This window comes from Streptomyces cavernae (assembly GCF_004023625.1).
GTDB lineage: Bacteria > Actinomycetota > Actinomycetes > Streptomycetales > Streptomycetaceae > Streptomyces > Streptomyces cavernae.
On sequence record NZ_RPDJ01000007.1, the window covers coordinates 248,906 to 267,223 of the forward strand.

16 protein-coding genes and 3 pseudogenes are annotated in these 18,318 nt (G+C 70.3%); 11 read left to right on the top strand and 8 right to left on the bottom strand.

Annotated features, from left to right (window positions below; all coding sequences use genetic code 11):
- Positions 1–57: 57 nt before the first annotated feature.
- The 4 genes from EF387_RS19575 to EF387_RS19590 all read right to left on the bottom strand — a co-directional run bounded on the left by EF387_RS19575 (position 58) and on the right by EF387_RS19590 (position 2,689).
- Positions 58–537: a hypothetical protein gene (locus EF387_RS19575; RefSeq protein WP_128377867.1), complete on the bottom strand. Its 480-nt coding sequence runs from the start codon at positions 535–537 to the stop codon at positions 58–60.
- A gap of 131 nt (positions 538–668) precedes the next feature.
- Entirely contained in the window at positions 669–890 is a 222-nt protein-coding gene (locus EF387_RS19580; RefSeq protein ID WP_128377868.1) for a hypothetical protein, read from the bottom strand.
- Between the two features lie 84 nt (positions 891–974).
- Positions 975–1,742: a DeoR/GlpR family DNA-binding transcription regulator gene (locus tag EF387_RS19585; protein WP_202918315.1), complete on the bottom strand. Its 768-nt coding sequence runs from the start codon at positions 1,740–1,742 to the stop codon at positions 975–977.
- 98 nt (positions 1,743–1,840) lie between these two features.
- Positions 1,841–2,689, bottom strand: a complete 849-nt coding sequence (locus tag EF387_RS19590; protein WP_128377870.1) for an NAD-dependent epimerase/dehydratase family protein — start codon at positions 2,687–2,689, stop codon at positions 1,841–1,843.
- A 535-nt stretch (positions 2,690–3,224) separates the two neighbouring features.
- Between EF387_RS19590 and EF387_RS19595 the strand changes: the two genes are divergently transcribed.
- The 9 genes and pseudogenes from EF387_RS19595 to EF387_RS48415 all read left to right on the top strand — a co-directional run.
- Positions 3,225–4,166 (top strand): 5-dehydro-4-deoxyglucarate dehydratase, encoded by a 942-nt coding sequence (locus tag EF387_RS19595; protein WP_128377871.1) that lies wholly within the window; start codon positions 3,225–3,227, stop codon positions 4,164–4,166.
- Positions 4,167–4,195: 29 nt separating this feature from the next.
- Positions 4,196–5,353: a hypothetical protein gene (locus EF387_RS19600; RefSeq protein ID WP_128377992.1), complete on the top strand. Its 1,158-nt coding sequence runs from the start codon at positions 4,196–4,198 to the stop codon at positions 5,351–5,353.
- A gap of 129 nt (positions 5,354–5,482) precedes the next feature.
- Positions 5,483–6,076, top strand: coding sequence for a TIGR03086 family metal-binding protein (locus EF387_RS19605; protein ID WP_128377872.1), 594 nt, complete (start codon positions 5,483–5,485; stop codon positions 6,074–6,076).
- A 240-nt stretch (positions 6,077–6,316) separates the two neighbouring features.
- Positions 6,317–7,066, top strand: coding sequence for an MBL fold metallo-hydrolase (locus tag EF387_RS19610; protein ID WP_128377873.1), 750 nt, complete (start codon positions 6,317–6,319; stop codon positions 7,064–7,066).
- Positions 7,067–7,264: 198 nt separating this feature from the next.
- A complete protein-coding gene (locus tag EF387_RS19615; RefSeq protein ID WP_128377874.1) occupies positions 7,265–7,921 on the top strand; it encodes a GntR family transcriptional regulator in 657 nt (218 codons plus the stop codon).
- Positions 7,918–8,832, top strand: coding sequence for a dihydrodipicolinate synthase family protein (locus tag EF387_RS19620; RefSeq protein WP_128377875.1), 915 nt, complete (start codon positions 7,918–7,920; stop codon positions 8,830–8,832). Before EF387_RS19615 ends, EF387_RS19620 begins: the two co-directional genes overlap by 4 nt.
- A complete protein-coding gene (araD, locus tag EF387_RS19625; RefSeq protein WP_128377876.1) occupies positions 8,829–10,580 on the top strand; it encodes an L-arabinonate dehydratase in 1,752 nt (583 codons plus the stop codon). Before EF387_RS19620 ends, araD begins: the two co-directional genes overlap by 4 nt.
- A gap of 250 nt (positions 10,581–10,830) precedes the next feature.
- Positions 10,831–11,787: an extracellular solute-binding protein gene (locus EF387_RS19630; protein ID WP_128377877.1), complete on the top strand. Its 957-nt coding sequence runs from the start codon at positions 10,831–10,833 to the stop codon at positions 11,785–11,787.
- 157 nt (positions 11,788–11,944) lie between these two features.
- Positions 11,945–12,196 (top strand): annotated as a pseudogene (locus tag EF387_RS48415) (rhamnogalacturonan acetylesterase); the annotation flags it as partial.
- On the opposite strand, the pseudogene EF387_RS19640 reads toward EF387_RS48415, so the two are convergent.
- Positions 12,197–13,211, bottom strand: a pseudogene (locus EF387_RS19640) (family 43 glycosylhydrolase); the annotation flags it as partial.
- Between the two features lie 239 nt (positions 13,212–13,450).
- Here EF387_RS19640 and EF387_RS19645 point away from each other — a divergent pair.
- Positions 13,451–14,608, top strand: a complete 1,158-nt coding sequence (locus EF387_RS19645; protein ID WP_128377878.1) for a right-handed parallel beta-helix repeat-containing protein — start codon at positions 13,451–13,453, stop codon at positions 14,606–14,608.
- A 182-nt stretch (positions 14,609–14,790) separates the two neighbouring features.
- Here EF387_RS19645 and EF387_RS19650 read toward each other — a convergent pair.
- The 3 genes and pseudogenes from EF387_RS19650 to EF387_RS19660 all read right to left on the bottom strand — a co-directional run.
- Positions 14,791–15,096, bottom strand: a pseudogene (locus tag EF387_RS19650) (rhamnogalacturonan lyase B N-terminal domain-containing protein); the annotation flags it as partial.
- Between the two features lie 90 nt (positions 15,097–15,186).
- Positions 15,187–16,038 carry a hypothetical protein gene (locus EF387_RS19655; RefSeq protein ID WP_128377879.1) on the bottom strand — a complete coding sequence of 284 codons (852 nt, stop codon included), beginning with the start codon at positions 16,036–16,038 and terminating at the stop codon, positions 15,187–15,189.
- The gene (locus EF387_RS19660; RefSeq protein ID WP_420802599.1) at positions 16,038–16,601 is read right to left on the bottom strand and encodes a SigE family RNA polymerase sigma factor; all 564 of its coding nucleotides are present in this window, start codon (positions 16,599–16,601) and stop codon (positions 16,038–16,040) included. Before EF387_RS19660 ends, EF387_RS19655 begins: the two co-directional genes overlap by 1 nt.
- A gap of 221 nt (positions 16,602–16,822) precedes the next feature.
- Here EF387_RS19660 and EF387_RS19665 point away from each other — a divergent pair, with 221 nt between their 5' ends.
- Positions 16,823–18,274, top strand: a complete 1,452-nt coding sequence (locus tag EF387_RS19665; RefSeq protein WP_128377881.1) for an NCS2 family permease — start codon at positions 16,823–16,825, stop codon at positions 18,272–18,274.
- Positions 18,275–18,318: the final 44 nt, after the last annotated feature.

An 18,318-nucleotide genomic window follows, 5' to 3' on the forward strand; every position in this document is an offset into this window, starting at 1 on the left:
AACCCTGAGGATGGTCGGACTACGTCCAGGACTCATCTGGGAACGGTCCAACTCGGTCTAGGAGCGGTCCAACTCGTCGGCCATGGCGCGCAGGGCGTCGGCGAGGTCTTCCTTGGTGGCCAGCCGGTCGATCTTCCGGTCGAGTTCCGTCAGCCGCCGGTTGATGTCGGCGAGGTCCGGGGGAGTGGTCGGGCTGGGCGGCGTGGACGGCGGGGGGCCGGGGTCCCCGGGCGGCGGGGTGGTGGCGGGAGGGCTCGGGTCCGGATCGGTGCCACCGGTGCCGCCTGTACCGCCCGAGCCGCCGCTGCCGCCGCCGTCGGGGTCGTCGGGCGGTTCCGGTGTGGGGTCGTCGGCGGGCGGCGTGGTCGAGTACGGCGGGGTCGACGGGGGTGCGGGTTCGTCGTCCGCGCTGTTCGCGAGGGCCACGCCGACGCTCAGGACCACCAGGGCCGCCGCCCCCGCGACGGCGGTCGAGATGCGTCTCAAGCGGACGGACCCTGCGGCGGACGAGGTGTCGGAGGACTGCTCTTCTGTCATGAACGCGACGCTATCCGGCGCCGTCACAGGACGGGTGGATTCCGCTCATTTCGATTTCAGTGCCTGCTTGCCTGCTGGGGGCCCGGACCACGCCACCCGGTCGAGTCCCCGTTCCGAACGCGCTGTGGGGCTCAGTGCTTGTTCCGGGGATGGTTGCGGGCCGTGCGTTCGTTGCCCCGCCTGTAGTTGCCGGTCCAGCGGGCCATGACGAGCTGCGGGTCGCTCGTCGTCACCTCGGTGCGGAACTGTTCGGCGCGGGCGCCCCGAAGGGTCGTGACGGGCCGGCCGTGGTGGCTGATCGTCACGGTCGAGTCGGACCGGTCCGTCCAGGAGAAGCCGTGGGGTCGGGGCATGGGGCGATGCTAGGACGGGTGGCCGTCATTCCCCCAGCGGTTTTCCTGCGGCACCACCACGATCCCGGCCCAGCGATCTTGGTGTCAGACGCGGATGACCTGGGGGCCCTGCAACGCGTAACGATGTGCCTGCGGGGCCGGGAGCAGGGTGCTCGTGACGATCGCTTCCAGATCGCCGATGCCGGCGAACCGGCAGAAGCTGACGGCGCCGAATTTGGTGTGCACTCCGGTGAAGACCGTGCGCCGGGAGGCCCGGATCGCCTGTGCCTTGACATCGCCCACCGCCGGGTCGGGGGTGGTCAGACCGTGTTCGCGGGAGATGCCGTTGGCGCCGATGTACGCCAGGTCGATGACGAAACCGGTCAGCATCCTCGTCGTCCAGTGGTCGACGGTGGCGAGGGTGCCCGGCCGTACTCGCCCGCCGAGCAGCAGCACGGTCGCGTTGTCGACCTTCGCCAGCGCGCCGGCCACGGCGAGCGAGGCCGTGACGACGGTCAACGGCCGGTCCTCGGGCAGAGCTTCGGCGATGAGCTGTGGGGTGAAGCCCTCGTCGACGAAGACCGTCTCGGCGTCCCCGAGCAGTTCGGCCGCCGCGGCGGCGATCCGGCGTTTCTCGGGGACGTGACTGGTGGCGCGGAAGGCGAGGGTCGTCTCGAAACCGGAGCTCTCCACCGGACAGGCGCCCCCGTGGGTACGGCGCACCAGCCCGTGCTCCTCCAGGGCACGCAGGTCGCGCCGTACGGTCTCCTTGGCGACGCCCAGCTCCGAGGCGAGGACGGAGACGTCGACCGAGCCCGTCCGGCGCGCCGCCTGGACGATCTCCCGCTGCCGCTCCTCGGCGGTCAAGGTCATCACCTCGTTCCCACACGTGCACGGGTACCTGTGCGTGCGCTGCCCGTTCGGGCTTCGTGGAGCAGTTCCACCGCCAGCGGGTCGCTCCTGGGTGAGGGTCAGTGCGGCCAGATGGGCGGGTTGGTGGAGAAGTGGCCGCCGAGGTAGGCGTGGTCGGGGTTGTCCGGGTCGAGTTCGCCGTGCTCGGCGATGAGCTTCTCGGCGTACACCTCGGAGTCGTCCTGCGGCTCGTAGCCCAGCGCGCGGGCGGTCGTCAGGTCCCACCACAGCCGGGTGTTGGCCGAGGAGCCGTACACGACGGTGTGTCCGACGTGCTCGGCGGTGAGCGCGGCGTGGAAGAGGCGGGCGCCGTCGGCGGGGCTCATCCAGAGCGAGAGCATGCGCACGTTGGTGGGTTCGGGGAAGCAGGAGCCGATGCGGACCGAGACGGTCTCCAGGCCGTGCTTGTCCCAGTAGAACTGCGCGAGGTCCTCACCGAAGGACTTGGAGAGGCCGTAGAGGGTGTCGGGGCGGCGCGGGGTGTCGACCGGGATCAGCAGCGCTGGGTCCAGGGGCGGCTCGCCCTGCGGGCGCGGGGTGAAGCCCACCGCGTGGTTGGAGGAGGCGAACACGATCCTGCGCACACCCTCGGCGCGCGCTGCTTCGTAGAGGTTGTACGTTCCCTGGATGTTGGCCTTGAGGATCTTGTCGAACGTGGACTCCAGGGAGATGCCCGCCAGGTGGAGAACCGCGTCCACGCCTCGTACGGCCTCCCGCAGCGCCTCCTTGTCCGCCAGGTCCGCCGTGATGGCGTCCGGCTCGCCCGTGTTCGGCTCGCCCTCGATCGGCTCGACCGGCTGCACGTCGAACAGGCGCAAGGTGTAGCCGTAGTCGGGCAGCAGGCCCCGCATCAGGGTGCCGAGACCGCCGGCGGCGCCGGTGAGCAGGACGGTGCGGGGAGCGGGCATACGAGGTTCTCCTCGGTACGGGGCCGGTGGCCGCCGGTTGCGACGGCCGGTGGTGACGGGCGGGTGGTGGCTGGCTGGTGGTAGCCGGCGGGGCGTGACGAGCAGGTCGTACAAGCAGATCGTGGCGAGCAGATCGAGACGAACGGGTCGAGACGAACGGGATGTTACGAGGAGCCAGGGAAGCGACGGCGAAGGTTGCGGCGAGCGGGTTGCGAGGGACCGTCGGCGACAGGCCAGTCCCGACAGGCCGGTCGCCTGTTGCGGTGAGAGCCCTATTCGTGTACGGCATTCACATCCGTGGACACGCTAAGTAAGGGTGAGCGGGCCCGTCAAGTGCGCCGCGACGGCCGGAATGTCGCCGCCTTCTTGACCGGAAATCAGCTGCCGTCTTGTCGAATTGCGCGCTTGACCGGGGCCAAGCGGGCGTTTTAGCGTGGGCGCGTTCAGAAACATGGACACCGATCAGAAACATGCACGGGTGCCGTGTTGCCCGCAGGACTCGGGTGCCATGCGCCTGTCTGTCTAGGGAGAGCCCGTGACGCCAGCCCCCCTCGCCACTCGTCTGAGCAACCCCAGCGGGCCGTTGTTCTTCCCCGTCACCGCGTATGGCCCCGACGGCGCGGTCGACCTGGAGATGTACCGCGCGCACGTGCGGCGCGGAGTGGAGGCGGGGGCGGCTGCCGTCTTCGCGTGCTGCGGGACCGGAGAGTTCCACGCGCTGACGCCCGAGGAGTTCCAGGACTGCGTACGGGTGGCCGTCGAGGAGACGGCGGGCCGGGTGCCGGTGGTCGCCGGCGCCGGATACGGGACCGCGCTCGCGGTGCGTTTCGCGCGGCTCGCCGAGGAGGCCGGCGCCGACGGGCTGCTCGCCATGCCGCCCTACCTCGTGGTGGCCGGGCAGGAGGGACTGCTCGGCCACTACCGCGAACTGGCCGCGGCCACCTCGCTCGACGTCATCGTCTACCAGCGCGACAACGCCGTCTTCACCCCCGAGACCGTCGTCGAACTGGCCCGCACCGAGGGCATCGTCGGTCTGAAGGACGGGGTGGGCGACCTCGACCTGATGCAGCGGATCGTGAGCGCCCAGCGCGGCGAGGCCCCCGGTGACTTCCTCTACTTCAACGGCCTGCCCACCGCCGAACTGACCCAGCTCGCCTACCGCGGCATCGGCATCACGCTGTACTCGTCGGCGGTCTTCTGCTTCGTCCCGGAGATCGCGCTCGCCTTCCACAAGGCTCTCGGCTCCGGCGACGACGACACCGTGAACCGGCTGATCGACGGCTTCTACCGGCCGCTCGTCGAACTGCGCGCCAAGGGCAAGGGGTACGCCGTCTCGCTGGTCAAGGCCGGGGTGCGGCTGCGCGGACTGGAGGTCGGGGAGGTCCGGCCGCCGCTGCACGAACCCTCCGAGGACCACGTCAAGCAGCTCGCCGAGCTCGTGGAGCGGGGCTACGCGGTTCTGCGGGAGGGCGTGTGAGCGCCGCGGAAGGATCGGCCGGCGAAGGCTTGAAGGCGTCCGCCTTCGTCTACCCCTGGGACGTCGTCGGCGACCCGGACGCCGCCGGGCGTATCGCCGCGCTCGGCGTACGGCAGGTGACGCTCGCCGCCGCGTACCACTCCACGCGCGCGCTCACCCCCCGTCACCCCCGGCACCGCATCGTGACCGCCGAGCACGCCGCCGTCCTCTACCCGGCGGACGATCGCTGGGAGGGCCGGACCCTGCGCCCCTACGCCGCCGGGGACTGGGCGCCCGGTGACGCCTTCGGCGAGGCCGCCGCGGCCCTCGCGGACGCCGGTCTGGAGGTGCACACCTGGGTCGTGCTCGCCCACAACTCCCGCATGGGCGCCGAGCACCCGGAGACCTCCGTCGTGAACGCCTACGGCGACCGCTACCCCTGGGCGCCGTGCATCGCACAGCCCGGCACGCGCGCGTACCTGACCGACCTCGCCGCCGAGGCGGCCGTACGACCCGGAGCGCGGGGCACCGAACTGGAGTCCCTCGGCTGGTACGGACTCACGCACCTGCACGCCCACGACAAGATTGCCGGGGTCGTCCTCGGGGACGCCGGGCAGTACCTGATGTCGCTGTGCTTCTGCGCGAGCTGCCGCGACGGTTACCAGGAGCGGGGGCTGGACGCCGACGAGCTGGCGGCGGCGGTCCGGGACGGGCTGGCACCCGTGTGGCAGGGGGAGCCGTCCGACGGGGGCTGGCCGGCGATCGAGAAACTGCTCGGCGCGGAACTCGCGGCCGCCACGCGCGCGTGGCGCGACGAAACGGCCCGTACGCTCCAGGAGGCGGCCGTGGCCGCGGTCCGCGCCGCCGCTCCGGAGGGCTTCCAGGTGCTGCTGCACGCGGACCCCGTGTCGTACCACTGCGGGGCCAACGCCGGGGTCGACCCGGCGCACATCCTGTCCGTTGCGGACGGCGTGGTCGTGCCCTGCACGGGCGGACCGGGGCTGCTGACGCCGTTCGCCGAGCAGGGCGTCGAGGGCGCGGTGCTGGCCGCCAACTTCACCGTCGTCTCGGGAATGGGCGGCAGCCCGGCGACGCTGGCGCAGGACACGGCCCGGGCCGTGTCGCTGGGCGCGACGGAGCTACGGCTCTACCACGCCGGGCTGGCCTCGGACGGGGATCTGGCGGCGGTCCGGGAGGCGCTGCGCTGACGCGGCTCGGCGGGTGAGTGACGGGTTTCCGCGGTTCGGCGGGTGGGCGAGGAGATTCCGCGGGTCGGCGGGTGAGCGATGAGTTTTCCGGGATGCGGCGGTCTGTTCTCCTGAGGAGAGGAGAACCGCATGACAATCTTGGAGACCTTGGACCTCGGGCCGCAGGCCCGCGTAGTGGCGCGGCTCGCGGCGGGGGTGACGGAGGAGCGGCTGGGAGGCGCCACCCCGTGCCCGGGATACGCGGTGCGCAACATGCTCGGGCATCTGCTCGGGCTGGCCGTCGCCTTCCGGGACGCCGGACGGAAGGACCTCGGGGAGACCACGGACACCCCGCCGACCGCCGCCGTGCCGGACATCGGGCCCGGCTGGCGGGAGGAACTCCCGAGGGCGCTGGACGAACTGGCGGAGGCCTGGCGCGATCCTGCGGCGTGGAGCGGGGATACCCGGGCCGGCGGGGTGCCCTTGCCGGGCGCGGTCGCCGGTGCCGTCGTCACCGATGAGCTGGTGATCCACGGCTGGGACCTCGCCCGGGCGACCGGGCAGGAGTACGAGCCGGACGCGGCGGCGCTGCGGGCGTCGTACGAGTTCCTGCTGGCGTCCGCCGAGGAACCCGACCGCGGTGGGGGCCTGTTCGGGCCTGTGGTACCGGTGCCGGAGGACGCACCGCTGCTGGACCGGGCGGTCGGCCTGAGCGGGCGCGACCCGGGCTGGAAGCCGTCCTGAGCGGGCGCGACCCGGGCTGGAAGCCGTAGGGGATCGGGTTGGAAGCCGTAGGGTCCGGGATGGCAGCCACAGGGGGCGGGCCGGGCTCGGTCCCCCGCGTCCCACAGCCCCCGCCCGTTCCCCGACTCCGCCGCTCCGCCCGCGGAAAAGCCCCGAACGCGTAACACACCGCCTTAACACCAGGTGCAGGGAGCCGCAAACCACGGACGCACGGAGGGGGCGAACCGTACGCTCCCGAGCATGCCCCTCAGTCTCACCGTCCTTGGCACCGCCTCCCCGCATCCCCGGCCGGGGCGGCCCTGTTCCGGCTATCTGCTGCGCGGCGGGGGAGCGGAGGTGTGGGTGGACGCCGGGCCCGGAACCTTCGCCGAGTTGCAGCGGCATACGGATCCCGCGAAGCTCACGGCGATCTGGATATCCCATCTGCACGCGGACCACAGCGCCGACCTGCTGGCGGCCGTGTACGGATTCGCGTTCGGCGGGCTGACCCCGCCGCTGCCGATCCCCGTCTACGCCCCACGTGACTGCGCCCGCCGCCTCGCCGGATTCTTCGGACGGCCGGACGCGTCGTTCCTGAGCGGCATCCTCGACTTCAGACTGCTCTACGACGGCCACACGGTGCGGCACTGGGGGCTGCGGCTGACCTCTCGCGCCGTCGACCACGACACCGAGGCGTACGGGCTGCGCGCCGAGTGCGAGGGGAGTGTCCTCGCCTACTCGGGGGACAGCGGACCCTGCGACGCGCTCACCGAACTCGTTCGCGGTGCCGACGTGTTCCTCTGCGAGGCGGACGTCGACCGGCATAGCGACGGCGAACGTCCGGTGCACCTGACGCCCGAGGAGGCCGGCGCCTACGCGAAGGGCGCGAGCCGGCTCCTGGTCACCCACGTGGGGCCCACGCTCACCCCTCGTTCGGCGGCCCAGCGCGCCGCCGCCGTCTTCGGCGGACCGACCCAGACCGCTCGCGTGGGCAACACCGAACTCGTCTGACGGCACCTCAAACCCCTTTCTGTAAACAGAAGTTCTTCGGTGTCCTTCCACGTTCTTCTGTCAGAAGCGTTGACGAAACAATCGCGCCTTCGTACCTTCATCCGCGTCGTACTTCGTACGTCATATATGAGACGTGATACGTGAGATGACATACGTGAGATGCCAACCCCGGGATCTCCGTGACACCGAGAGGCGCGCATGACCTCTGTGCCCACGCCGATCCCCTCCCGCACGCAGTTCGTGCTGGAGGGAATCAAACACCGCATCCTTACAGGGCAGTTGACGCCCGGCCAGGCCCTGGTCGAGACCGAGCTGGCCGCCCAGTTCGGGGTGTCGAAGACCCCCGTGCGGGAGGCGCTCAAGACCCTGGCCGGGACCGGACTGGTCGTGATGAGCCAGTACAAGGGCGTCACGGTGCGCATGGTGGACGCGGACATGGCGCGCGAGGTCTACGACGTGCGGCTGCTGCTGGAGCCGGAGGCGCTGCGGCGGGCGGTCCGGCGCGGCGCGTCACTGGACGTGGCGCGGGACGCGCTCAACCGTTCCGACCAGGCCGCCGACACCGGCGAACGCTCCCTCGCCAACCGGGAGTTCCATCGGGCGCTGTACACGTCCTGCGGAAACCCACTGCTCGGCCGGATGCTGGACGAGGTGCGGGACCAGGCCGCCCTGGTCTCGGCCGTGGCCTGGGCCGCGGACCCGTCCTGGGAGCGGGAGGCCGCCGAACACCGGGAGATCCTGCGGCTCGCCCTCGAAGGTGACGCCGACGGCGCGGCCAGTGCCCTGTACGCGCACATCGCGTCGTTCGTGGAGCGGGCCTTCCCCGCCACCGATGGAGAGGACGATCAGGCATGAGCAGGGGCACGGCGTTCGAGAACGAGCGAGCGGCGCTCGCCGATGTCGTGGCGATCCCGGTGACCCCGTTCGCCGAGGACGGCACCGTCGACCGCGACGCCCACCGGGCCCTGCTGTGCCGGCTGCTCGACGGCGGCATCCGCACCCTCACACCCAACGGCAACACGGGCGAGTTCTACGCCCTCAGCCCCGAAGAGCGACGCCTGGTCACGGAGTTGACGATCGAGGAGGCCGGGGAGCGGGCGGTGATCCTGGCCGGGGTCGGGCACGACGTGCCCACCGCCGTCGCCTCCGCCCGGCACGCCCGCGAACTGGGCGCACGGATGGTGATGGTCCATCAGCCGGTGCACCCGTACGTCGCGGAGGGCGGCTGGGTCGACTACCACCGGGCCATCGCGGAAGCCGTGCCCGAGTTGGGCGTGGTCCCGTACATCCGCAATCCCCTGCTGGACGGCGGCCGGCTCGCCGAACTCGCCGACGACTGCCCGAACGTGATCGGCGTGAAGTACGCCGTGCCGGACGCGGCGCGCTTCGCCGGCTTCGCCCGGGACGCGGGGCTCGACCGGTTCGTGTGGGTGGCGGGGCTCGCGGAGCCGTACGCCCCCTCGTACTTCTCGGCGGGCGCGACCGGCTTCACCTCCGGTCTGGTGAACGTCGCCCCGGCGGTCTCGCTGAACATGATCGAGGCGCTTCGATCCGGCGACTACCCGGCCGCCATGAAGGTGTGGGAGCAGATTCGCCGCTTCGAGGAACTGCGCGCCGCCAACGGCTCCGCCAACAACGTGACCGTGGTGAAGGAGGCCCTGGCCTCGCTCGGTCTGTGCCGCCGCGACGTCCGTCCGCCGAGCAAGCCGCTGCCGGAGGCGGAGCGGGCCGAAGTCGCCGACATAGCGTCGGGGTGGTCGCTATGACGCGCCCCGAGGGTTCCGTGAAGCGTCCGGAGGAGCTCAGAAGCCACCAGTGGTACGGAAGCGGCGTCTCGTCGGGGCTGCGCTCCTTCAGTCACCGGGCCCGCACCCGGCAGCTCGGCTATCTGCCCGAGGAACACATCGGCAAGCCCGTCATCGCGATCCTCAACACCTGGTCCGACATCAACCCATGTCATGTACACCTCCGTGAGCGCGCTCAGGCGGTCAAGCGGGGCGTGTGGCAGGCCGGCGGCTTCCCGCTCGAGTTCCCGGTGTCGACCCTCAGCGAGACCTTCCAGAAGCCGACCCCGATGCTCTACCGCAACATGCTCGCGATGGAGACCGAGGAACTGCTGCGGTCCTACCCGGTCGACGGCGCGGTGCTGATGGGCGGCTGCGACAAGTCCACCCCGGCGCTGCTCATGGGCGCGGCCAGCGTCGACCTGCCGGCCGTGTTCGTGCCCGCCGGGCCCATGCTGCCGGGCCACTGGCGCAACGAGGTCCTCGGCTCGGGCACCGACATGTGGAAGTACTGGGACGACAAGCGGGCCGGGCTCATCGGCGACTGCGAGATGTCCGAGCTGGAGAGCGGTCTCGCCCGCTCGCCCGGCCACTGCATGACCATGGGCACGGCGTCCACGCTGACCGCCGCCGCCGAGGCGCTGGGCGTCACGGTCCCCGGGGCGTCCAGCATTCCCGCCGTCGACTCCGGGCACGACCGGATGGCCGCCGCCTCCGGGCTGCGGATCGTCGAACTCGTCCACCGGGACCGCAAGCTGAGCGACATCCTCACCGCGGAGGCGTTCGAGGACGCGGTGACCTGCGTGCTCGGGCTCGGCGGCTCGACGAACGCCGTCATCCATCTGATCGCCATGGCCGGCCGGGCGGGGGTCCGGCTCACGCTCGACGACTTCGACCGCATCGCCCGCACGGTGCCCGTGCTCGCCGACGTCCGACCCGGCGGCCGGACCTACCTCATGGAGGACTTCCACTTCGCGGGCGGCCTGCCCGGGTTCCTCTCCCGGATCACCGACCTGCTGCACCTGGACCGGCCGACGGTGTCGCACGAGACGATGCGCGAACAGCTCGACGGTGCGCTCGTCCACAACGACGACGTCATCCGCACCCGCGACAACCCCGTCGCCGCCGAGGGAGGTGTCGCCGTGCTGCGCGGCAACCTCTGCCCCGACGGCGCGGTCATCAAGCACATCTCCGCCGAACCGCATCTGCTCGAGCACACCGGGCCCGCGGTCGTCTTCGACGACTACAGGACGATGCAGCGGACCATCAACGATCCCTCGCTCGACATCACCCCGGACAGCGTGCTGGTACTGCGCAACTCCGGGCCCAAGGGCGGCCCCGGGATGCCCGAGTACGGGATGCTGCCCATCCCCGACCGGCTGCTGAAGCAGGGCGTCCGGGACATGGTGCGGATCTCCGACGCCCGGATGAGCGGCACCAGCTACGGCGCCTGCGTGCTGCACGTGGCACCGGAGTCGTACATCGGCGGGCCGCTCGCCCTGGTGCGCACGGGGGACTCGATCACCCTCGACGTCGAAGCACGCACCCTCCGGCTCAACGTCCTGGACGAGGAGCTGGAGCGCCGCCGGGCGGAATGGACGCCGCCGCCCCAGCGGTACGAACGCGGGTACGGCGCCCTCTACAACGAACAGATCACCCAGGCCGACACCGGCTGCGACTTCGAGTTCCTCGCCCGGCCGGGGAAGGTGCCGGACCCCTACGCGGGGTGAGGCGCCTCCGGTGGGGGGCGGCCGGGTGAGAATCCTGGAACCACTTCCTGTTCGCGCTGATGTTCCTCAGCAACCAGGAGAAGCAGAGTCGACAGCCGCCGACCCGAATGAACGGCGAGGGTTGGTGTGCCAACCATCGGTCTTACGCCAGCTCCACAGACCTGACATCCAGCCAGCCCGGCGGTAGACCCAGTCAGCTTGAACTTCACCGACTGGGCGCTCCGAACCTGTCCGCCGCGAAAGGAGTCCGATGAACCACGACTCCCTCGTCCTGCGGATCGCCGGCCGCCCGGTCGGCCGCTACATCACCCGCCCGGAAATCCCGGCCCGGCTCTCGCCGCGACCGTACCTGCACCCGGTCATCACCCTGGCCGGCACGGCCGTCACCGAACTCGGCCCCGCCGACCACCTCCACCACCTCGGCGTCGGTGTCGCCGTTCCCGACGTCGAGGGGCACAACCTCTGGGGCGGCCGTACCTTCGTCCAGGGCCAGGGCCCCACCGAGCTCGACAACCACGGCACCCAGCGGCACACCGCCTTCCAGCTCCGCGACCCCGACGGATTCGTGGAGGAACTGCGCTGGGTGGCCGCGGGCAGCGAACTGCTGCGCGAGCGGCGCACCGTCGCGGCCACCGAACTCACCGAGACCGCGTGGGCGTTGGACTTCACCAAGATGGTGGCCCATTGGGACTCCGGCACCATCGGCATGCTGAACCATGACCTGGGCTTCTACCAGGACCATGTGAAGGCGCTCGGCACCGACGAGTTCCGCGGTATCCCGCAGCCCATCGGCCCCGGCGGCAAGCGGGTCCAGGTCTCCAACCCGGTCGACGGCCTCGGTGTGTTCAAGAGCTCCGAGAACAAGGAGGCGGCATGGAAGTTCATCGAGTTCGCCCTGTCCAAGGCGGAGAACTCCAAGTACAACGAGGCCGCGGGCCAGGTGCCGGCGAACAACGATGCCGCGGGGAACGCCTGGGTCTCCGAGGCGGAGCCGACCAAGCTCGCCGCCCAGGCCCTCACCGACGGATCCACCACCATCGTCCAGCTCCCCTACTACCTGCCGGACTGGAACACCCTCTCCAAGGCCGACAACGAGCCTGCCTTCCAGAAGGTCCTGAACGGTTCGATGAGCGCCGAGGACTTCCTGAACTCGATGGCCGACCAGCTCAACAAGGCGCAGAAGGAGTGGAACGAGCAGAAGGGCTGACCACACCTTCCCTCGGACGACGAGACCGGCGGCGGAACAGCGGCTCGCGCGCCGCCGCCGGTCTCTCCCCTCCGCCGCCTGTGTGTACCGCACCAGGCGGATGCGAATCCTTGATTCCTTTGCTGTTCACCTCTGTCCGAAAGCGAGGCACGACAACGTGTTCCTCACGCGCAGACAGATCGCGGCGGCCGCTGCCGCCGTACCGCTCGCCGTGGCGGCGCCGGCCCCCGTCTCCGCGGGTTCCGCCCCGCGAGGACCCGCCCGCGGGCGCACCCTCCACATCGCGGGTGACTCCACCGCCGCCCAGAAGTACGCCCCGGCGGCGCCCGAGACCGGCTGGGGCATGGCCCTTCCCTTCTTCCTCCATGAGAAGCTGACGGTCGCCAACCACGCCGTACACGGGCGTAGTTTTGCCGTCGCGTTCGGCGATCGCCGGGGCCCAGGCGTGTCCGTCGGCCCAGGACACGTCGGGCCCCAGGTCGAGGATCACACCGTGGTCCTTCCAGTTCACCAGGTCCTTGGAGGAGAAGGCCTTGAACCGGGTGCCGCTCCAGCCGGGGCAGCCGTCCGTCGTCGGGTAGATCCAGTAGCGGCCGTTCAGGTACTTGATGTCCGGGTCGGCGTAGAGGCCGGGCAGGACCGGGCTGCGGGCCGGCACCGCCTCGACGGTCCAGACGCGTTTCGTGCCGTCCGCCGCCGTGACGGTGTACTTCTGGCACCTGCGGAAGTCCCGGCGGGTGCCGGACTCCGGGCTCACCGTCGCACCCTCAGCCACCCACAACTTCGGCGCCAGCCGCCGTAGAGCCGCTTCACCGACGTCCGGCTCCATCGGCAGCACGACCTTCGACGTCTCCTCGGTGACGACCGCGTACGCCTTGAGGTCCTTCGCCGTCGCGTCCATCACCGACGCCGGGGTCTCGGGGTACGCGGCGAGCAGCCGGTCGTACTCCGCCTGCGTCACCGGCAGCAGCCGCTGGTCGGTCCAGTTGACCAGGTCGGTGGACTCCCAGACCATGACGGACTTGCTGCCGTGCCGCTGGACCTGGTCCCAACTGCCGCTGGAGTTCTGGTACATGCGCAGGTCGGTGGCGATCAGATAGAACTTGTCGCCCTCGGGGGAGCGGATCACGAACGGGTCGCGCAGGCCCTTCTCACCGATGGTGGAGGTGAGGACCGGCTTTCCGGCGTTCAACTCCCGCCAGTGCAGGGGGTCGTTGCCCCGGCTCAGCGCATAGCGGATCTGCTCGCCGTCAGCGGTGCCCCTCCCCGGTGAAGTAGGCGAAGAGGTAACCCGCGTACGGGCGTTGCTTGTCGTGCGTCACGTTCGGTGCTCCGGCTGGTGCGGCGGTGCTGGGCGGGGCGGTGAGCAGGCTCAGGAAGAGGGCCAGCAGGGGCAACAGCAGCGTGCGGGTGCGTCTGCTCATGACACATCCTGTGGGGGTGTGGTGGATTCTGTTGGAAGAGCTGCCCCTTCGAAGTGTCACCAGTGGTACGACGAGCGTCAATCGATGTGGATGGGATCGGGGCGGTTCGAAATTTTCGATCGCTTTCGTCTGGACCACGGCAACCCTTTCCGGCCACGGCGGCGACCAGTGTGCAGAGACGGGGCTTGGCTCCCCCTCGCCCCGTCTCCGCCTCCCTCCGCCCAGGAAAGGAAGGTCCCGTGCGTCTCGACACCGGACGCCACCGCAGAACCCGCACCCTCTCCATCGCGACCGCGGTCGCCGTCACCGCCTGTGCGGGCGGCGTCTACCTCGGCCTCCAGTCCGGCGGCGGCGCCCGGGCGGCCACGACGACGGTCACCGTGTCGACCACGGCCCAGTTGGAGTCGGCGGTCGCGCGTGCGACGGCCGGGACCACGATCCAGGTGCGCGGCGGCACCTACTACCCGGCCAACACTCTCAAGTCGACGGCGAACGGCACCGGTTCGGCCCGGATCACGCTCACCGCGTACGGCAGCGAGAAGGTGAGGATCGACGGCTCGAAGCTGGCCGCCGGCTCCTGGCTGGCCGGGATCTACGGCGACTACTGGACCGTCTCCGGCATCACCTTCCAGAGGTCCCCGGCCCAGGGCTTCGTCGCCACCTCGTCCGTGGGCGGTGTCTTCAGGAACCTCGTCACGGCGAACAACGGCGACTCCGGGTTCACCCTGCGCGGCGACGGCACCACCGGCAACCTCGTGCAGAACCTGGACAGCCACGGCAACTACGACGCCGCGAGCCACGGCCAGAACGCCGACGGCATCGCCATCAAGTTCGGCTCCGGCTCCAACAACAAGGTCACCGGCGCCCGGCTCTACAACAACGCGGATGACGGACTTGACCTCTGGCAGTTCTCCTCGCCCGTCACCATCGAGCACTCCTGGGCCTTCGGCAACGGCAAGAACCGCTGGAACGACGCCGCCTTCGAGGGCAACGGCAACGGCTTCAAGCTCGGCGGCGGTGGCGCCTCCGTCGCGCACGTCGTCAACAACAACGCGGCCTGGGACAACACCCTCCACGGCTTCACGGAGAACTCCAACACCGGTGCGATCGCCCTGAACCGCAACACCGCCTACGCCAACGCGGCGACCGGCTTCTACTTCGCCACCGGCAAGGCCCGGCTCGGCAAGAACCTCGCGGTGAGCAACAAGAAGGGCACCTCGAAGCTCGGGTCGTCCGCCGTCTCCGCCGGCAACAACTGGGACAGCGGCATCGCCACCCCCGCCTTCAAGTCGACGGACGCCACGACTGCCCACGGCGCGCGGGGGTCCGACGGCTCGCTGCCCGCGACGGCCTTCCTGACGACCGGCTCCACCACCATCGGCTCGACGATGAACTGACGGCACCGCGCCCAGAAGAGGAAAAAGACCAGCCGGAACAAGAGGAGGGGCCCGCCGGACACGCGCCGGCGGGCCCCTCCTCCATGGGGGCCTCAGGCCAGGAGGTCGATGCGGTCGAACGCCGTGCCGGGGCTCGGATACCCCGACCCGGAGGACCCGCTGACGACGTTCATCCCCGACCAGATGGTGACCGTCGATGCGCCGAGCCCCGTCTCGACGTGCGAGTGCTTGCCCCCGAATTTCTCGTACTCCTTGCCCTTGTACACCAGGGAGTTGAGGTCACCGGTCGACTTGGAGACCTTGAAGACGAGCGATGCGCCGGTGTCGACGACGTAGTTGGCGCCGTCGTCGGTGTTGCCGAACGTCGCGGCCGACGCGGAGGAGAGCAGACCGGGACCGGCGACGACGGCCGCGCCGGTGGCGGCCAGCCCGGCGGCGGACGCGCCGAGGACTCTTCGACGGGTGAGACGGGTCTTGTGCGTGCTCATGTGGGCGGCTCGTCCTTTGGTGGGGAAGTCCGTGCGACTCCTTGTCGCCACCACCACGGGGAAGGTTGCCGCCCACGGAAAATTCTCCGGCTACGAATCCCCGTTCGATTCGTCGTCGGAGCCCTGCGCCGCGAAGTCGCCCGCCACCGCGAGGTTCCGGCCATCGGCGCGAGCGGTCGCGGTGTAGGCGTCGCCCCTCGCGTCCCGTCCGCCGCGCTCGTGGTTGTACTGGCCGGCGAACACCCACTGGCCGGCCGGGACCGTGCGGCCCTCCTTGAGGACCCAGCGGTAGACGAGGTAGCCGTCCCGCTCCTCGACCGTCGTCGTGAAGTCCTGCTCGGGCAGCGCGCGCCAGGCACCGGTCGTGGCGACCCCGCCGGTCTGCCTGACCCTCAACTCCACGACCAGGGCCGTGAGCTGCTCGGAGGTCTTCACGGTCACATTGCTCTGGGCCCAGAAGTCGTTGCTGTGCGGGTCGACCGAGCCGTCCGACCGCAGCGGGCCGTCCTCGGTGGAGGCGTCCGCGGGTGGCCGGGCAGGGGCCGACGGCGGCGGGGACGCCGGCGCGGACGGCGCACTGGGCGACGGGGGCGTCGCCTTCGGGGACTTCTCGGGAGCCGGCGACTCCGGACCCCGGGAAGTGGCGTCCGGCGACGGCTCCGGCGACGGCGAGACCGACACGGTCTGCTGGTCGGGGGCGTCGTCCTGCACCGCGGAGGCGACGGTGTACCCGCCCACCGCGAGCACACCGGCCACTGCGGCCGTGGCGCCGACCACCCGCGCCCAGCCCAGCACGGGCGGACGCGCGGCACGGCGCGCGGGGGCCGAGGAGGAGGCCGCCATCCCGCGTTCGACGCGGGCCAGGATGCGCGCGCGGTCGGGTTCGTGGGCCTTCGCCGCCTGCCGCAGCCTGGCGCGCAGCTCGTCGTGCCCGTCTCTCATCAGTCCCTCCCTCCGGTCTCACCGGTGGTGCGCAACATCGCCGCGTGCACGTGGCGCGGGGCGTTCTGGGTGCCGAGCAGGCGCTGCAGCTCAGCCATGCCCTTCGACGTCTGGCTCTTCACCGTACCGACCGAGATGCCGAGGGCGAGCGCGGTGTCCTTCTCCGAGAGATCGAAAGCATGCCGCAACACCACGCACGCGCGCTTGCGGAACGGCAGTCTGCGCAGCGCCCCCTGGACGTCGACCACCGCCGGTATGTCCGGGTCCTCGACGTTCTCGCTGCGCTGGGACCAGAACAAGGCGACTCTCCGGCGCTCGCGGACCGCGCTGCGGATCCGGGTGCGGGCCAGATTGGCGACCACGCCCCGGGCATACGCGACCGGATGGTCCGCCGCGCGTACCCGGTCCCAACGGTGCCACAGAGCGAGCAGCGCGTCCGCCGCCAGATCGTCGGCGGCGTCCGGCTCGCCGGTCAACATATGGGCCAGGCGGGCCAGTTCGGCGTAGTGGCGCTCGAAGAAGTCGTGGAACTCGACAGCGGCGGAGTCAGCGGCCTTGCCGATGAATGCGCCCACAGACCTCTCCCCTGCTCGGTTGTCCAGCCCGGACGGTGGTCCGGCGGGGCGAGGCGAGAGCGTACCAGCCGCCCGTGCAAGCATTCGAACATGGAGTGGCTGGTCGAACTCCATTCCGTAACACGAAGAAAACCTTCAACCAGTTCATCGCGGGAACAATCCAGCCAGCACCCGCTCCACACGGCACAGCAGGTACGAGGAGTATTGCCATGTCCGAAACCCAGAAGGCGGCCGACCGGCCGGGCGCCGCACCACCGGCGGCGAACGGGGCCGACCGGTTCTTCAGGATCTCCGAGCGGGGATCCACCTTCGGCCGTGAAGTACGGGGTGGATTCGCCACCTTCTTCACGATGGCCTACATCCTTGTACTCAACCCGATCATTCTGGGCAGTGCCAAGGACAAGTTCGGCCATCAGCTCGACGCGGTCCAACTGACCACCGCCACCGCGCTGGTCGCCGCCGTGATGACGATCATCATGGGCGTCGGCGGCAACCTCCCGCTCGCACTGGCGGCCGGCCTCGGACTCAACGCCGTCGTCGCCTTCCAGATAGCCCCGTTGATGAGCTGGGACGACGCCATGGGCCTCGTCGTCCTCGAGGGACTGCTGATCTGCGTCCTGGTGGTGACCGGGCTGCGAGAAGCCGTCATGCACGCGATACCGCAGTCCCTGAAGCAGGCCATCAGCGTCGGCATCGGCCTGTTCATCGCCTTCATCGGCTTCGTCGACGCCGGGTTCGTCAGCCGTATCCCGGACGCCGCGAACACCACCGTCCCGGTGCAACTCGGCGCCACCGGCGCGCTGTCCGGATGGCCGATCCTGGTCTTCTGCATCGGGGTCCTGCTGACCATCGGGCTGCTCGCCCGCAAGGTCAAGGGCGCCATCCTGATCAGCATCGTCGCCATGACGATCGTCGCGATCATCATCAACTCGATCGCCGACATCAAGGCCTGGGGCCTCACCACGCCCCAGTGGCCCGACAAGCTCGTCGACACCCCCGACTTCGGGCTCATCGGCGACTTCAGCCTTTTCGGCGCCTTCGGTCAGGCGAGCGTGATCACCGTCGTCCTGCTGGTCTTCACGCTGATCCTGTCGGACTTCTTCGACACCATGGGCACGGTCGTCGGCATCAGCGCCGAGGCCGGACTGCTCGACGAGGAGGGCAAGGTTCCGAACCTCGGCCGGGTCCTGCTCATCGACGGTGCGGCGGCGGTCGCGGGCGGCGCGAGCTCGGCCTCCTCGGCGACGTCGTACATCGAGTCGGCGGCGGGCGTCGGGGAGGGCGCGCGCACCGGCTTCGCCAACCTGGTCACGGGCGGGCTGTTCGCCTGCGCGCTGTTCCTCACCCCGCTGCTGACGATCGTCCCGATGCAGGCGGCGGCCCCCGCGCTGGTCGTGGTCGGCTTCCTGATGATGACTCAGGTCAAGCACATCGACTGGGACAGGTACGAGATCGCCATTCCCGCGTTCCTGACGATCGCCGTGATGCCGTTCACCTACTCGATCACCAATGGAATCGGCGCGGGCTTCCTCGCCTACGTCGTGATCAAGGCGGTGCTGGGCAAGGCGAAGGAGGTGCACTGGCTGCTGTGGGGGACGTCCGCGCTGTTCCTGGTGTACTTCGCGATCGATCCGGTGGAGCAGTTGTTCGGCGTCAAGTGACGTACACCTGACCGCGGGGGCCGCCGTTCGAAGGGCGGCTTGGT

Excerpts from the sequence above, each read along its gene's own strand:
- EF387_RS19585 (WP_202918315.1), bottom strand. The coding sequence starts at position 1,742 with ATGACCTTGACCGCCGAGGAGCGGCAGCGGGAGATCGTCCAGGCGGCG.
- EF387_RS19630 (WP_128377877.1), top strand. The coding sequence starts at position 10,831 with ATGAACCACGACTCCCTCGTCCTGCGGATCGCCGGCCGCCCGGTCGGC.
- EF387_RS19655 (WP_128377879.1), bottom strand. The coding sequence starts at position 16,038 with ATGAGAGACGGGCACGACGAGCTGCGCGCCAGGCTGCGGCAGGCGGCG.
- EF387_RS19575 (WP_128377867.1), bottom strand. The coding sequence starts at position 537 with ATGACAGAAGAGCAGTCCTCCGACACCTCGTCCGCCGCAGGGTCCGTC.
- EF387_RS19605 (WP_128377872.1), top strand. The coding sequence starts at position 5,483 with ATGACAATCTTGGAGACCTTGGACCTCGGGCCGCAGGCCCGCGTAGTG.
- EF387_RS19620 (WP_128377875.1), top strand. The coding sequence starts at position 7,918 with ATGAGCAGGGGCACGGCGTTCGAGAACGAGCGAGCGGCGCTCGCCGAT.
- EF387_RS19610 (WP_128377873.1), top strand. The coding sequence starts at position 6,317 with ATGCCCCTCAGTCTCACCGTCCTTGGCACCGCCTCCCCGCATCCCCGG.
- EF387_RS19615 (WP_128377874.1), top strand. The coding sequence starts at position 7,265 with ATGACCTCTGTGCCCACGCCGATCCCCTCCCGCACGCAGTTCGTGCTG.
- araD (WP_128377876.1), top strand. The coding sequence starts at position 8,829 with ATGACGCGCCCCGAGGGTTCCGTGAAGCGTCCGGAGGAGCTCAGAAGC.
- EF387_RS19580 (WP_128377868.1), bottom strand. The coding sequence starts at position 890 with ATGCCCCGACCCCACGGCTTCTCCTGGACGGACCGGTCCGACTCGACC.
- EF387_RS19590 (WP_128377870.1), bottom strand. The coding sequence starts at position 2,689 with ATGCCCGCTCCCCGCACCGTCCTGCTCACCGGCGCCGCCGGCGGTCTC.
- EF387_RS19665 (WP_128377881.1), top strand. The coding sequence starts at position 16,823 with ATGTCCGAAACCCAGAAGGCGGCCGACCGGCCGGGCGCCGCACCACCG.